Below are 14,283 nucleotides of genomic sequence, written 5' to 3'. Positions count from 1 at the left end.
TTGAAGCGGCTTTGGAAAAAATCCCTCAAGCCCAATCCTTGAATGATCCCAATTTGTCTTTTGGTTATTTTATCTCTCCTGTTGAAACCAGACTTGGCCCTCAAAGGATGCGTCTTTCATTGACGCAAATGTTTCCATGGTTCGGAACTTTGCGTACGAAAGGGGAAGTGGCAACTGTCCTTGCGGAAGTAAAATACCAGGAGTTTTTGGATGCGAAAAATGTACTTTATTATGAGATTTCTGCTGTCTATTATCCACTATTAGAAACTATGGAGTTGATGGAAATAGAAAAAGAGAATCTTCAGATTTTGGAAACCTATAAATCTATTGCTACCTCAACGTTCGAGAATGGAAAAGGGTCTATGACAGACCTGCTTAGGGTTGATATTATGAATACCAATGCCCAAACCAGTTTGGATGTTTTGTGTAAAAAAGTTTATGCAGCAAAGGCTAGGCTCAATGCTATTTTGGGAAGAGAGCCTGATTCCCCGATAGAAATTGACGAAAAAATACCCCTGCCAAAGGATCTTCATCCGCTTTACTATAATTCTATCAGGAACAATCCATTACTTGAAAGTTTGGATTTGAAAATTCAAGCTGCTGAACTTAATCAAAAATTAGCTGTCAAGAATGGTTTACCACAATTAGGGGTAGGTATTGATTATGTGACGGTAGGTGAAAGGAATGACCTACTGATTGAAGAGAATGGGAAAAATGCACTGATGCCTACCTTGAGCATGAGTCTTCCGCTTTTTAGAAAAAAATACAGAGCAGCTGAAAAAGAAGCCTCGTTGCTCAGTGAATCTTATCAAGCGGAAAAGCAGGACATCGCTAACCGTCTTCAAGGTTCCTTCCATAGGTATAAAGTAGAAATGGAAATTCAATTAGAGCTTATTGATTCCTTTGACAGGCAGATCAAAACCAGCAAACAAACCCTTGATTTGCTATACAGTGCCTATGCAAACTCGGGACAAAAATTTGAAGAAGTTTTACGCCTCCAGCAACAACTGCTGGAATACAATAAAATGAAAGTCAAAGCCTCAGTAGCTTACCATCTTGCTGAGGCACAAATAAATTATTTAACTGCAAAATCTTACTGATATGAAAAGCAATAATTATCTCAAGTTTTCCGCCATGATGGCAGTTTCATTTGTTATCATGTATGCTGTGATGTTTTTAAATGCAGATGTCTTTGACCATGTCATGTTGAGCACCACAAGAACGTATATGACCCTATTAATGGTAGCTCCAATGGCAGTGTCCATGCTTCTTTTTATGTGGGGAATGTATGAAAATAAAAAAGTCAATTTTATGATTCTTGGGACGTCCATCGTCCTATTTATAGCAACCCTAACCATGCTCCGTAACCAAACTCTAATTGCTGATGTACAGTGGATGAAGGCGATGATTCCTCATCACTCATCGGCGATTATGGTTAGTCAGAAAGCGGATTTGAAAGACCCTGAAGCTCAGCAACTCGCAAAGGATATTATTGAAGCGCAAAAGAAAGAAATTGCTCAAATGAAAGCAATGATCAAGCGACTTGAAGAAGGGGAGTAAAGGTAATATTGAATGCATAAGTCAAATTGAAATCGCGCAAAGCTTAACCGTGAAACTATGAAACAGCTAATAAAAAATAAATCCTTCCTTATTGTCATTACACTTGTGGTAGGGATTTTGCTAGGCTGGTTAATTAAACCAACTAAAACCATTTCTGAGCCACCATCAGAGCATATACATCAAGAGGAAACTGCCGGGGTTTCCTCGATTTACACCTGTTCTATGCACCCACAGATCCGCCAAAGTGAACCAGGTGATTGTCCTATATGTGGTATGGATCTTATTCCTTTGGAGAGTGATATTGCCGAAGTTGACCCGATGTCAATTAGCATGACAGCCACGGCAATCCAGCTTGCAGATGTACAAACAATGGTTGTAGGCAAAGAAAAAGGAATTAAAACGCTGAGGTTGCCGGGTAAGATTCAAGTGGACGAGCGGTTATTATTTACCCAAGCAAGCCATATACCGGGCAGAATTGAGCAGTTGATGGTGAATTTTACCGGAGAATATATAGCCAAAGGACAAACTATAGCTTTGGTGTATTCTCCTGAGTTGGTGACCAGCCAGGAAGAGCTTCTTCAGGCCTATAAAATAAAGGATGAACAACCGGCTCTTTTTAAGGCCGCTGTGGCAAAACTTAAAAATTGGAAGGTAACTGATGAACAGATTCAAAAAATTTTGACAACAGAGAAGGTAATAAAGAATTTCCCCATCAAAGCCAATGTGTCGGGTTATGTCTCTCAAAAATTTGCCAACCTGGGAGATCATTTGGATATGGGCCAAGCCATTTATGAGGTGTCAAACTTGTCAAGGGTTTGGGTGTTGTTTGATGTTTATGAAGCTGAAATTCCTTGGGTAAAAACGGGTGATAAAGTTGCTTATACCTTGCAAGCCATTCCCGGTAAAACCTTTAAAGGAGAAATTGATTACCTCGACCCAATTATAGATCCTGTCACCAGAGTTGCCCATGCCCGAATAAGTGTGGACAATCCTGATTTAAAATTTAAACCGGAGATGTTTGTTTCTGGAGTGGTTAACAGTACCGTATCAGGAGATGATGCTGCCATAGTGGTGCCCAAGACAGCAGTGATGTGGACAGGAACCAGGTCTATAGTTTATGTGAAAAAAAGCACCACAGAAGGATTGAAATTTCAACTGCGGGAGGTTACCCTTGGATCAGCATTGGGAGCTGCATACATTATCACTTCAGGCCTTGAGTCAGGTGAAGAAATTGTAGTCAATGGTGCATTTAGTGTTGATGCGGCTGCCCAGCTAGCAGGTAAGCCGAGCATGATGAGTCCGGAGGATGGCGTAGCTTCTTCCGGTCATAATCACGGGGAAATAAGTAAAGCCAAAGGAAAAGAAGTTTCGAATAAAATCCCACTTTCCAAAACTTCCAAAACGGATTTGGCTCAGCTCTTTGAATATTATTTTGATTTGAAAAATGCATTGGTTACTGATGATTTATTAAAAGCCAAGTCAACAGCAGCAGACATGCTTAAAAGTTTATCAAAGTTGGACCAGACCTCTTTTGAGGAGAAGGCTCATATGGATTGGTCCAAATACCATGCGGTTTTGTCGGGACTGCTTGAAAAGGTTAATTCTCAAAGTTCTTTGGCTGATATCCGTAAAAATTTTCTTTCAATTTCCGATAAAATGATAAGCATTACCGAAATCTCTAAAGGCTACACTCATAGCTTGTATGTGCAGCGATGCCCCATGGCTGATGCCAATAACGGAGCAAGCTGGTTGAGTAAGAGTGATGAGGTTTTGAATCCTTATTTTGGAAAAGCCATGTTGACTTGTGGGGAAGTAATAAAAAGGATAAGGTAACAGGGAGGCTTGCAAAGGATTCTAGTTGTTGATATATTTTGGTAATTTCCTGTTAATTATTAAATTAAGTCAGTGAGTCTCAAATATCAGCTATTTATTCTGTCACCTAACAAATAAACCCAATTATGAAGGTTGTAAAAATAGTTCTTGTCGTAGTGTTAATACTGATTTCCATTCCATTAATGGTTGGGATATTTGTTGATCAGGATTACTCGGTGGTCCGGGAAGTGACCATAGACCGGCCAAAGGATGAGGTTTATGAATATGTTAGGTTGCTCAAAAACCAAGAGAATTTTTCTAGCTGGGCATCTAAGGATCCTACCATGAAAAAGAGTTTCATTGGTGTGGATGGTGAAGTCGGATTTGTGTCTGCCTGGGATAGCAGTGACCCAAATGTTGGGGTAGGGGAGCAAGAGATTATATCCATTAAAAAGGGGGAAAGAATTGATTATGCGCTCAGATTCAAAGAACCTTTTGAGGCTGAGGACAGAGCTTATATGGCGTTTGAGGAAATCGATGACAACCATACCAAGGTCATCTGGGGATTTGAAGGTAGGATGGATTACCCTATGAACACAATGCTCTTAATGATGGATATGGAAGAAATGGTTGGGGAAGATTTTTCTGAAGGGCTACATAAACTAAAATCCATTTTGGAAAATAGCTAAGCCATATAAGAATGAATGATCCATTATGAAGGATGTTTAAGCCTTTAACTTTAGACCTTCTTCAGAGAGATACACCACCGCATTGTATTGGTCTGTATGGAGGCAAAAGTTAATGTCTTTTTCTAAATCGTGATTTTGAAGGCGTTTGGCATGGGATGCCTGTTGGAGAAATTCATAGAGGTTTGCACCAACTTGTCTATAAAGCGATTCCATGGCTAAGGTGGCGTCGCAATTATGCTTCCAGTCCAAAACCAGAGATAATGCACCAGCATATAGAGAATCTTCTATATTAAATTTCCCTTTCCATCCGGCACAAAGCACCAAGACATCATTGGATAAGTTTTGCAAATAGTTTGCAGTAGCCTTTAGATTTAAAAATGAACCGATAAGAACTTCGGCAGCGTGTTCTTTGGCTAAGGAAATGGCCCGAGTACCATTTGTGGTGGTCATGGCTACATTTTTTTCGGCAAATTGTTGGTTCAAATATGCCAAAGGGCTATTTCCTAAATCAAAACCATCCGCTTGTTTTCCATTCCGTTCCCCGGCGATCAGCCAGCCTTGTTCTTTATAGGTCATGCATTGGTTTAGGTCTCGGACTGGAACAATGGTTTTCACGCCATTAGAAAGTGCGGTTACCATGGTAGAGCTTGCCCTGAAAATATCAACAACAATTACAGTTTTATTGGTCAATTCATGTAAGTCCAACAAGTCGGGACTAACACAGGTTTCTATGGTTTTCATTTTTTTAGAAGGGGTAGTTTTTCTACTTTGGCAGCTAGGCTTTTTTTCCTTATCTGGATTTTTATTTCAGTTCCCGCTTTGGCATAAGCAATGTCTACATAACCTAGTCCTATACCTATTCCCAGACTAGGAGATTGGCTGCCTGAAGTTACAATGCCAATTTCTTGTCCTTCTGTATTTAATATGGGGTAATCAGCCCTTGGAATTCCCCTTTCTAGAAGTTTAAAGCCGATCAACTTTTTCTGAAGACCTTCTTCTTTTTGTTTTTTTAAATTTTCATGGTTGATAAACTCCTTGGTAAATTTTGTTATCCAGCCTAAGCCTGCTTCCAAAGGCGAAGTCCTGTCATTGAGTTCATGTCCATACAAACAATATCCCATTTCTAGTCGTAAGGTGTCTCTTGCCCCTAGTCCTATAGGTTTAATTCCTAACGGATCGCCGGCTTTAAAAATCTCATCCCATACTTTTTGGGCATCTTCATTTTTAACATACAGTTCAAAGCCTTGTTCTCCGGTATAGCCGGTAGCAGAAATTATTACGTTTTCTATACCGGCAAAGGTACCAATTTCGAAATGGTAAAAGGGTATGTCCTTTAAGGAAACAGAAGTTAGGGATTGGAGGGCTTCTATGCTCTTTGGACCTTGAATAGCAAATAAAGAGGTTTGGTCGGAAATATTTTCCAACTGTGCATTTTCGGTATTGTGTTTCTGAATCCATTCCCAATCCTTGGCAATATTGGATGCATTAACCACTAACATATAACGCTCCTCTTCAAGTTTATAAACTAAAAAGTCATCAACAACTCCCCCTTGAGCGTTTGGAAAACAAGTGTATTGGGCCTGTCCTATTTTAAGTTTGGAGGCATCATTAGAGGAAACCTTTTGAATCAAATCAAGGGCTTGTGGACCTTCAACAATAAACTCACCCATATGGGAAACATCAAATACGCCTACATTTTCTCGTACAGTCTTGTGTTCCTCCATATCGGAGCTATACCTAACCGGCATGTTATACCCTGCGAAAGGGATCATTTTTGCACCTAATGAGTGATGTATTTCGTCTAGCGTTACTTTCTTAACTTCCTCCATTGATTGTTGACTTAATTTCGAAAGCCTAAAGGTAAGAATTGTGATTAATTTTATTGAAAATGTATTCGAAAAAGACTGCCTATTCGAGTACATTTTACATCTATTAATAGGTGACAATAATTATAAAAAGGTTTAATAAAGCCAATTGATGAATCGTCCGGCATGGGGGAAGGGACCTAAAAGTTGAATCCCTAAAATTAGTCGGTAGCCGGTGCTTGTTTTAATATCCCGGATTTTGGATCAATTTACTATTGGCTAGTATTTCTCGTTCGGGAATTGGAAAAACCAATTTTGGGTCATCAAAAGTGTACTTTAGCGCAGGGTCATTATTGTCTGTTACAAACCCCTTCGTCCTTTTGATGTCATGCAAAATATGACCTTCATGTGCCAACTCTAATTTTCTTTCCATTAAAATATTTTCTAGGTTGACACTGCTTTTCTCAGGCAAAGAAACCCTTCTCCTAATCCTATTTAGATCTTCGAGAGGTGTGGCCCCCAAACTTGTCCCTTCACGGAAATTGGCTTCGGCACGTGTCAAGTAGAGTTCTGCCAACCTTATTATTTTAACATTCCTATTGGGGTCTCTCCATTTGTTAGTACGCAATGCTCCTGCTCTTTCCTGAAAAAGAAGGAGGCGATCGTCTCCGGTTTCGTATAATTCCAAATGAGCGTTTAAAATGCTTACATCTCCATCTCTACCTCCATATTCAGGAGTAGAGTAAAAAAGCTGCATGGCATTCTCTGAATCCTGACTATTTACTTGAATGGTGTAAATATCCTCTTGACTGTCAGATTCATTATTGAACGCATCGGCATAATTAGTCATGAGGCTTTTACCAATGGAAAGGGCAACGTTTAAGCTGCGGTTGGCCGCATCCCTTGCTGAAGCATAATCCCCCATTTGTAAAAAAACCCTGGAAAGTATGGCGGATGCAGCAAAGCTAGATGCATATACCCCATTGGTGTCCGGTAAAATTTGTTCTGCTATGCTGAGGTCCTCAATTATTTGCTTATATATTTCTTCAATAGGGTACCTCTCTACGATACCATTGTTTTTTCCTCCTCTCGAAGGCGTTAAAATTAAAGGTACACCCGGATTTACTTCGGTATTACCGGCTATATAAGGCTGACAAAACAGTTTTACCAGCTCATAGTAGACAATAGCCCGTATGAAAAGTGCTTCACCTTTCACCTTATCTTGGTCCGCTTCATTTACCTTAGATATAGCATCTAAAATATTATTGGTGATATTGATGGTGCTATAAGCTACAGTCCAAGTGTCCGTTACAAAAGTATTGTTGGTTAAAATGCTTTTGTTCAACATTTCCCTAGGTTGACTGAATGTGCCCGTCCATCTAATTTCATTATTTGCGCCCAGCATTTCACTGTATAATAGCAACCGTCCTCCCCAAAGTTCAGACTTTCTCAGGTTTGCATAAGCACCTATTAAGACGCTTTTGATATTGCCATCATTGTCAAGTGCTGTGCCCTCATCTATTTCTTGTGATGGTTTAATGTCCAGATTGGAATCACAGGATAGGGTAAAGAAGCTGAATAAAAAAACAAATGGTAAATGAGAAACTTTTAAAGGCATAGTTAAATTGTTTAAAACCCTAAATCTAATCCTATGGAAAAGGTTTTGGCCTGGGGCGCTGAGTAGAGATCAACTCCCTGAAATAAATTTGCATTGGAAAAACTATTGGACAAGGCTTCGGTGCCTACTTCAGGGTCCCAGCCATCGTATTTGGTGAAGGTCAATAAGTTTTGCGCAATTATATAAATTTTCGCATCCTGAATTTTCAATTTATTGTTCCATTTTTCAGGGAAATTATAGGCCAGAGAGATGGTTTTAAGGCGAAGGTAACTGCCATCAGAAATATACCTGCTTGAGGCAGAACATCCATTACACTGACCGATCCTGGCTTGAGGGACATCAGTGATGTCTCCGGGATTTTGCCACCTTTCCATTTGGTCCCCCGTATTGTTGTCAAACCAATAGGCATTGTTGGAATAATACCCACCTGCCGCTTGGTAAATTTTATTGCCATATACTCCCTGGAGTAGGAAAAGCAGATCAATGTTTTTGTAGGAGATTTCATTGGTTAATCCGCTAATGAAATCGGGGTTTGGACTTCCGAGAAATAACTTAGCAGCAGAATTATAATCATTGGTGGTTTCTGAAAGATCTTCATTCGCATAGTACAAGGCATCGCCATTGTCCGGATCAACGCCGGCATATTTAGGGCCGTAAAAAACGGCCATGGGTTGATCGATAAATATCCCGTTTAGGTAACTAGAGTAAGGAGGTGGGATGGAAGTTTGGTCTTTGGAAAGCGATCGAACTCGGTTGATGTTTCTGGAAAAATTAAAAGAAGAACGCCAAATTAGATTTTTGTTGGCATAATTAATCGAGTTGAGTAAAATCTCAAAACCGTAATTCTGCATTTCACCTATATTTTGCCTCTGGGACACAAAACCTGTGGTAGCAGGAACAGGTACCAGCAACAATAAGTCTTTTGTAGTTTTATCATAAAAATCAATTTCTCCTGAAATGCGGTCATCAAATAGACCAAATTCTAAACCTATATCAAATTGCTTGGTGGTCTCCCACGTTAAGTTTGGATTGGCTATTTGGGTGGGGGACAAGCCGGGACTTAGGTTATAGGGGAGTGGTTCATACAATCCTAGGTGGTCGAAATCACCGATCAATGCATTTCCTGTGAGTCCATAGGAAGCGCGGAGCTTAAAAAAGCTTAAGTAGGCATTGTCTTTCAGTAGGGGTTCTTCACTTATAACCCATCCCAAAGATCCTGCCGGGAAAAAACCATATTTTTTGCTGTTTCCAAATCTAGAGGAGCCATCATATCGGGTGCTAATCCCAAGCAGGTATTTGTCTTCCAGTGAATAATTTACCCGAGCAAAATAGGAGAGAAAGGATGAGCTAGTAAGAGTGGATGTGCCATCTACAATCTCAGCGGCTGAATTTATTGTCTTCAGCCCGTCCAAAGGAAATTCCCTTCCATCTACACTCGTAAATCGGGTTTCACTGTTTTGGTAGGACATCCCCAAAGTAGCCTCTAAATCATGATTCCCCTGAATAATAGGTTTGTATGTAAAATAATTGTTGGTCGTATAGTTGGTGATTTTTAACCAACGGGAGGAACCATAACCATTGGAACTTTGTCCGGTGGCTGTGAGTGAACCAAAATACCTGTCATCGTTTTGTGTGATATTGTCCAATCCAAACTCAGACCTAAAGCTAAGTTCCTTATTGATCTTCACCTCCCCATACACATTATTGAGGTTTCTTAAACTTCTGGTGGTCCAGCTGGAATTTTCAGAGTCGATTAAATTGTTATAATAAATTGTAGTAGGGCGATCATATAAGTTTCCATCCAAATCTCGCAAAGGGGAAATGGGTGCCAAAGCCACCAGTTGCATGGGATTATTGAATAGATTGTCGCCGGGCAAGGTATTGGTGGAGGTGCTTGAAAGGCTGAAATTAGCACCGAAAGAAAAATTATCACTAAGCCGGTGGTCTAGGTTTAACCTTCCTGAAATTCTTTCCAAGCTATTCCGAATCAAGATTCCTTCTTGCTTATCGTAGGCACTTGAAAAATAAAACTTAGTTCTGTCATCTCCTCCTGAAGCTGAGAAATTGACATTTGTCACTCCCGCATCCGAATTAAATGCCTGGTCTTGCCAGTTGGTATTTACATTCCCGGTTCTCCAATCTGAATGCCCCGCATATTGGTCCAAGAGATTGTCAACAAACTGAAGTTGAGAATCCGGATATTCCTCAGGCCTATTGATCGGGTCTATATTGGCAGCCAAGTCATTGTTATACCCCGCTTCTCTGAAGAGCGCTACATATTGACTGGCATTTAAGAATTTCTTTTTACGGGTTGGGCTACTATAACCTCTCTGAATGCCTACATTAAACTTGGTTTTACCTGAAAATCCTTTGTTGGTGGTGATCACCACCACACCATTCGAACCTCTGGCGCCATAAATTGATGCAGCAGCTGCGTCTTTCAAGACATTAATTGAGGCGATATCTCTCATATTAAGCATGGCCATGGGGTTGCTGTTATCAATGCTTCCTGAAGAAGTAACAGGTATTCCATCAATGATGTATAATGGGTCATTGCCGGCAGAGATAGAGCTTGTACCCCTAATTCTTACTTTTACCCCATCCCCTAGTTTTCCGCTGGCATCAGCTACAAATACTCCGGGAAGTCTTCCTTGCAAAGTTTCTTGAAAATTTGGCACCGGAATATTCGCTATATCTTCCCCTTCAATTCTGGAAATATTTGCAGTAAGGGAAGATTTATGAGTACTTCCATATCCAACGACCACAATTTCATCTAGCGAATTGAGATTGGGCACTAGGCTTATGTTCAATTCCATGCTATTTTCCACTAAGAATTTCTGAGGTACAAATCCCATCGAGGAAAAAGCAATATTGGCTTCCTTTTTTAAAATAATTCGGTATTCTCCTAATTCATTTGTAGCGGTAGATATTCCGGTTTCCATGGCCCTAATAAGTACTCCGGGCATTCCAATTCCATCTTCCTCTGAAGTTACTTTTCCGAAGATTGTGATGTTTTGGGCTAAACTGAATGTTGGTAATACATATGCCAAAGCCAACACAATAAATATATTGCTTTTCATAGATAAGCTGGTGGATAATTAAAATCTCAATGTGGTGATAAAAATTCCTAATAGTTTTAGGACTTTTGTTTATTTCCGGGGATTAAATTTATTGCTAAACTGAGACTAAAGTAATAAAAAAAATAACCATTGGTGCAATCTTGATAAAATTATATTTAACTTTCTTTTAATATTTCTTATTTGAAAATAGTGAATTATCGTGTTGTTTTTTGTCAGATGAAGCAGATATAAACTATGCAGTTGCAGCGCTTTAGGATTGCTTTCTTACGAAATTTTTACCAGAGCAGAACCATCTTATCTCCAAATTAAAATTTAAGAATAATAAAATAAATAGGGTACAGAGTAAGGGGTACTCTGCTATTGTGGACTTATGAAAAAAGCAATTGAAAAGGTAAAAAAAATACCCGAAATAAGGCTTGATTTGCCTTATTTTGGGTATTCGGAATGTATTATTTTTTATATGGAAAAACTTTCTCCACACCCACAAGTTCTAGAAGCATTTGGATTCACAAATTGAAACCCTTTGCCGTTCAAACCATCTGTGAATTCCAAAGTTGTGCCTGCCAAATAAAGTAAGCTTTTTCTATCCACGATTATTTTAACACCCTTGTCTTCAAAAATCTGGTCGGAATCAGTGGTTTTGTTGTCAAAGCCTAGGTCGTACATTAAGCCTGAACAACCACCGCCTTTGACGGATACCCTTATGTTTTCCTCTTCATTTCTGTTCTCTTCTTGTCTAAGTTCAAGGATACGATCCTTGGCCTTTTCTGAAACGATGATCATATCTATTCAAATTTAATTACCCTAATCATTTAACGACAATTAACCGGTAATGTTAGAAATAAATTCCATTTTTCCTACCGAATTATTAAGCAAAGTTAACAAATCAAATGGAAATAGACGCTTTTTCCTGTTCATAAGGGTTTTCCGATGATTGGAAATAATTGGTTTTATGGAAAGTGGGTTTGAATTTTAGCCGATAAGAATGCCTATTCACGAAATGGCCAACTCACAAATATGTTGTACTTTTGTATTTGAAATGGATTGCCCGTGGATTAATGGGAAATTAGCAGATAATAAATACTATGGATAAGGAAAAAAGGACTGAAATTTCAAATCTTGGAGAGTTTGGGCTTATAGATATGATAAGTGAGGATATCAAAACCAACCATTCCAGTTCTGTAAAAGGAATAGGAGATGATGCTGCAGTGATTGGCCAAGGGGATGACCTTCGTGTGGTGACAACTGATTTACTTTTAGAGGGAGTTCATTTTGACCTATCATTCACTCCATTAAAGCATCTTGGATTTAAGGCTGTGGCCGTAAATGTAAGTGATGTAGCTGCCATGAATGCGATTCCTACACAAATGACTGTTGGCATTGGGCTTTCCAGCCGATTTTCGGTAGAAGCTGTAAAAGAACTTTATGAGGGAATTAAATTAGCTGCAACGCATTACAATGTGGATATAGTAGGCGGAGATACCACCTCCTCCAGAGCCGGTTTGGTCATCAGTATTACAGCCATTGGAGAAGTAAAGAAGTCTGCCATCAGCTACAGGTCAGGAGCTAAAGTCAATGATATCATTTGTGCTACAGGTGACTTGGGTGCGGCATTTATTGGGCTTCAGATACTGGAACGTGAAAAACAAGTGTTTTTATCCAATCCAAACATGCAACCGGATTTGGAAAAATATCCTTACATCACCGGAAGGCAATTGAAACCGGATGCCAGAATGGATATTATTCATGAATTTAAAGAGATGGGCTTGGTACCTACTAGTATGATCGATGTTTCTGATGGATTGGCTTCAGAATTATTTCATATCTGTAAGGCATCCGATGTAGGGGTAGCCATTTATGAAGACAAACTGCCCATAGACAAGCAAACATTTGATACAGCTGTGGAGCTAAACTTAGACCCCATTACCTGTGTGTTAAATGGAGGTGAAGATTATGAGTTACTCTTCACTATTAATCAAGATGATTTTAAGAAGCTGGAGAAACATCCTGATATCCATTTTATTGGGCATGTTACTGAAAAAGACAATGGAAAATACCTTATCACCAAAAGTGATACAGCCGTTGAATTAAAAGCCCAAGGCTGGGTACATTTTTAATCCCTGCCTTGAGTTGGTTTTTTATACATTCCTTATTCTTCGGGATAAGGAATGTATAAAAACTTTGTGAATTCAGCATCCACTACAAAAAGACAACAGAATTCATCCGGGTCTTTATAAGCAGCTTTAAACTGTTCTATTCCGTCTTCTTTTATCAATTTTCGCTGAACAAATTCATCCAAATAGGTGATGTAATAATTCCAATCCAATGGTTTTTCTTTGTTGCTGAGAAACAATTGTCCTATGGGCTGTTCTTCTTTGCTAATAGGGAAAATTGGATATTCTGAGAATTTCCTTTTTCTTACTTGGTAGGCAGCTTCTTTAAGTGTTTCACTTATTTTTACAAAATCACTGCTGATAGTGCCCAAGTATTTTCCATTCAATTCCGGGTCATTTTCATTGCTGATCATTCTTGCTCTTTTATTTTAAGTAAAACTACATTTTCAACATGGTAAGTTTGGGGAAACATGTCTACAGGCTGAATTTTTATCACATCAAATTTCTCAGCCAGTAAGGCAACATCTCTTGCTTGGGTAGCCGGGTTACAACTCACATACACGATTTTTTCTGCTTCCAATTTCAAAAGCATGTTTACTACATCCTCATGCATTCCAGCTCTCGGAGGGTCCGTTATGATAACGTCTGCTTTTTGGTGCTTGGAGACAAATTCATCATCCAATACATCTTTCATGTCTCCGGCGTAAAACAAGGTGTTGTCTATGTTATTACGAATTGCATTTTCCTTTGCATCGACAATGGCTGGTTCCACATATTCAATGCCAATTACTTGTTTTGCATCCTTTGCCACGAAATTTGCAATGGTTCCTGTACCTGTATACAAATCATACACGACCTCATTGCCACTTAGATCGGCAAATTCCCTTGCGACTTTATATAGCTCGTATGCCTGAGATGAATTGGTTTGGTAAAAAGATTTAGGGCCAATTTTAAACTTTAAGCCTTCCATGGTCTCTTCAATATAGTCCTTACCGGCATAAGTATGGACTTCCAAATCTTGAAAAGTTTCATTTTTCTTAAGGTTGATGATGTACATCAAGGCAGTGATTTCAGGAAAACGTTGGTGTAAGAACTCCATTGTTTTATCAATACCTTCTTGGTCATCTGCCCCAAATTGAACAATAACCATCGACTGCCCGTCCAGGGTGGTTCTGATAATCAAGTTGCGCAGTAAACCTGTTTGATTGATAATGTCATAATACCCTAAGCCTTCTTTTAAGGCAAAGGCACCCAATTCATTTCTGACATCGTTGGAGGTATTGCCTTGTAAATAGCAGTGGTCAACATCAACTATCTTGTCAAATCTTTTTGGAACATGAAAGCCCAAAGCATTTCTTTCGAAGGTTTCTCCCGAATCGATTTCTTCACGGGTAAGCCATCGATTGTTAGAAAAAGTAAAATCTAATTTATTTCTATAATATTGGGTTTTAGCAGAGCCAATTATAGGCATTACCTGTGGTAAGGGGACTTTCGCAATTCGCTCAAACTGGTCTATGACTTGTTGCCTTTTATATGTCATCTGTAGTTCATAGGAGATGTGCTGCCACTTACAGCCCCCACAAACACCGAAATGGCTGCAAAAAG

The 14,283-nt window shown here is 39.3% G+C and carries 12 protein-coding genes; 5 read left to right on the top strand and 7 right to left on the bottom strand.

Annotation, left to right across the window (positions count from 1 at the left end):
* From AAC037_RS06415 to AAC037_RS06400, 4 genes are all read left to right on the top strand, one after another.
* The coding region (locus AAC037_RS06415; RefSeq protein ID WP_339902209.1) for a TolC family protein at positions 1 to 1,100 on the top strand (1,100 nt) is incomplete at its 5' end.
* A 34-nt stretch (positions 1,101 to 1,134) separates the two neighbouring features.
* Positions 1,135 to 1,560 carry a DUF305 domain-containing protein gene (locus AAC037_RS06410; protein ID WP_339902208.1) on the top strand — a complete coding sequence of 142 codons (426 nt, stop codon included), beginning with the start codon at positions 1,135 to 1,137 and terminating at the stop codon, positions 1,558 to 1,560.
* 57 nt (positions 1,561 to 1,617) lie between these two features.
* Positions 1,618 to 3,393: an efflux RND transporter periplasmic adaptor subunit gene (locus tag AAC037_RS06405; protein WP_339902207.1), complete on the top strand. Its 1,776-nt coding sequence runs from the start codon at positions 1,618 to 1,620 to the stop codon at positions 3,391 to 3,393.
* A gap of 125 nt (positions 3,394 to 3,518) precedes the next feature.
* Positions 3,519 to 4,061: an SRPBCC family protein gene (locus AAC037_RS06400; RefSeq protein WP_339902206.1), complete on the top strand. Its 543-nt coding sequence runs from the start codon at positions 3,519 to 3,521 to the stop codon at positions 4,059 to 4,061.
* Positions 4,062 to 4,097: 36 nt separating this feature from the next.
* On the opposite strand, the gene AAC037_RS06395 is transcribed toward AAC037_RS06400, so the two are convergent.
* From AAC037_RS06395 to AAC037_RS06375, 5 genes are all read right to left on the bottom strand, one after another.
* Positions 4,098 to 4,802: a 2-phosphosulfolactate phosphatase gene (locus tag AAC037_RS06395; RefSeq protein ID WP_339902205.1), complete on the bottom strand. Its 705-nt coding sequence runs from the start codon at positions 4,800 to 4,802 to the stop codon at positions 4,098 to 4,100.
* Entirely contained in the window at positions 4,799 to 5,890 is a 1,092-nt protein-coding gene (gene gcvT / locus AAC037_RS06390; protein WP_339902204.1) for a glycine cleavage system aminomethyltransferase GcvT, read from the bottom strand. Before gcvT ends, AAC037_RS06395 begins: the two co-directional genes overlap by 4 nt.
* Positions 5,891 to 6,110: 220 nt before the next feature.
* Positions 6,111 to 7,484 carry a RagB/SusD family nutrient uptake outer membrane protein gene (locus AAC037_RS06385; RefSeq protein ID WP_339902203.1) on the bottom strand — a complete coding sequence of 458 codons (1,374 nt, stop codon included), beginning with the start codon at positions 7,482 to 7,484 and terminating at the stop codon, positions 6,111 to 6,113.
* A gap of 11 nt (positions 7,485 to 7,495) precedes the next feature.
* A complete protein-coding gene (locus AAC037_RS06380; RefSeq protein WP_339902202.1) occupies positions 7,496 to 10,564 on the bottom strand; it encodes a TonB-dependent receptor in 3,069 nt (1,022 codons plus the stop codon).
* 456 nt (positions 10,565 to 11,020) lie between these two features.
* Positions 11,021 to 11,347: an iron-sulfur cluster assembly accessory protein gene (locus AAC037_RS06375; RefSeq protein WP_303615557.1), complete on the bottom strand. Its 327-nt coding sequence runs from the start codon at positions 11,345 to 11,347 to the stop codon at positions 11,021 to 11,023.
* A gap of 302 nt (positions 11,348 to 11,649) precedes the next feature.
* On the opposite strand from AAC037_RS06375, the gene thiL reads away from it, so the two are divergent.
* On the top strand, positions 11,650 to 12,681 hold the full coding sequence (thiL, locus tag AAC037_RS06370; RefSeq protein WP_339902201.1) for a thiamine-phosphate kinase: 1,032 nt from the start codon (positions 11,650 to 11,652) through the stop codon (positions 12,679 to 12,681).
* A 32-nt stretch (positions 12,682 to 12,713) separates the two neighbouring features.
* On the opposite strand, the gene AAC037_RS06365 is transcribed toward thiL, so the two are convergent.
* On the bottom strand, positions 12,714 to 13,091 hold the full coding sequence (locus AAC037_RS06365) for a hypothetical protein (protein WP_014020814.1): 378 nt from the start codon (positions 13,089 to 13,091) through the stop codon (positions 12,714 to 12,716).
* Positions 13,088 to 14,283 (bottom strand): 23S rRNA (uracil(1939)-C(5))-methyltransferase RlmD (gene rlmD / locus AAC037_RS06360; protein ID WP_339902200.1); only part of this gene is annotated, 1,196 nt, incomplete at its 5' end. The genes rlmD and AAC037_RS06365, both read right to left, overlap by 4 nt.

The organism is uncultured Cyclobacterium sp. (assembly GCF_963976465.1).
GTDB lineage: Bacteria > Bacteroidota > Bacteroidia > Cytophagales > Cyclobacteriaceae > Cyclobacterium.
The sequence above is the reverse complement of the archived record's forward strand: the minus strand, read 5'-3'. Positions and strand labels throughout refer to the sequence as shown.

Excerpts from the sequence above, each read along its gene's own strand:
- AAC037_RS06405 (WP_339902207.1), top strand. The coding sequence starts at position 1,618 with ATGAAACAGCTAATAAAAAATAAATCCTTCCTTATTGTCATTACACTT.
- AAC037_RS06385 (WP_339902203.1), bottom strand. The coding sequence starts at position 7,484 with ATGCCTTTAAAAGTTTCTCATTTACCATTTGTTTTTTTATTCAGCTTC.
- AAC037_RS06400 (WP_339902206.1), top strand. The coding sequence starts at position 3,519 with ATGAAGGTTGTAAAAATAGTTCTTGTCGTAGTGTTAATACTGATTTCC.
- AAC037_RS06395 (WP_339902205.1), bottom strand. The coding sequence starts at position 4,802 with ATGAAAACCATAGAAACCTGTGTTAGTCCCGACTTGTTGGACTTACAT.
- AAC037_RS06375 (WP_303615557.1), bottom strand. The coding sequence starts at position 11,347 with ATGATCATCGTTTCAGAAAAGGCCAAGGATCGTATCCTTGAACTTAGA.
- gcvT (WP_339902204.1), bottom strand. The coding sequence starts at position 5,890 with ATGGAGGAAGTTAAGAAAGTAACGCTAGACGAAATACATCACTCATTA.
- AAC037_RS06410 (WP_339902208.1), top strand. The coding sequence starts at position 1,135 with ATGATGGCAGTTTCATTTGTTATCATGTATGCTGTGATGTTTTTAAAT.
- thiL (WP_339902201.1), top strand. The coding sequence starts at position 11,650 with ATGGATAAGGAAAAAAGGACTGAAATTTCAAATCTTGGAGAGTTTGGG.
- AAC037_RS06365 (WP_014020814.1), bottom strand. The coding sequence starts at position 13,091 with ATGATCAGCAATGAAAATGACCCGGAATTGAATGGAAAATACTTGGGC.
- AAC037_RS06380 (WP_339902202.1), bottom strand. The coding sequence starts at position 10,564 with ATGAAAAGCAATATATTTATTGTGTTGGCTTTGGCATATGTATTACCA.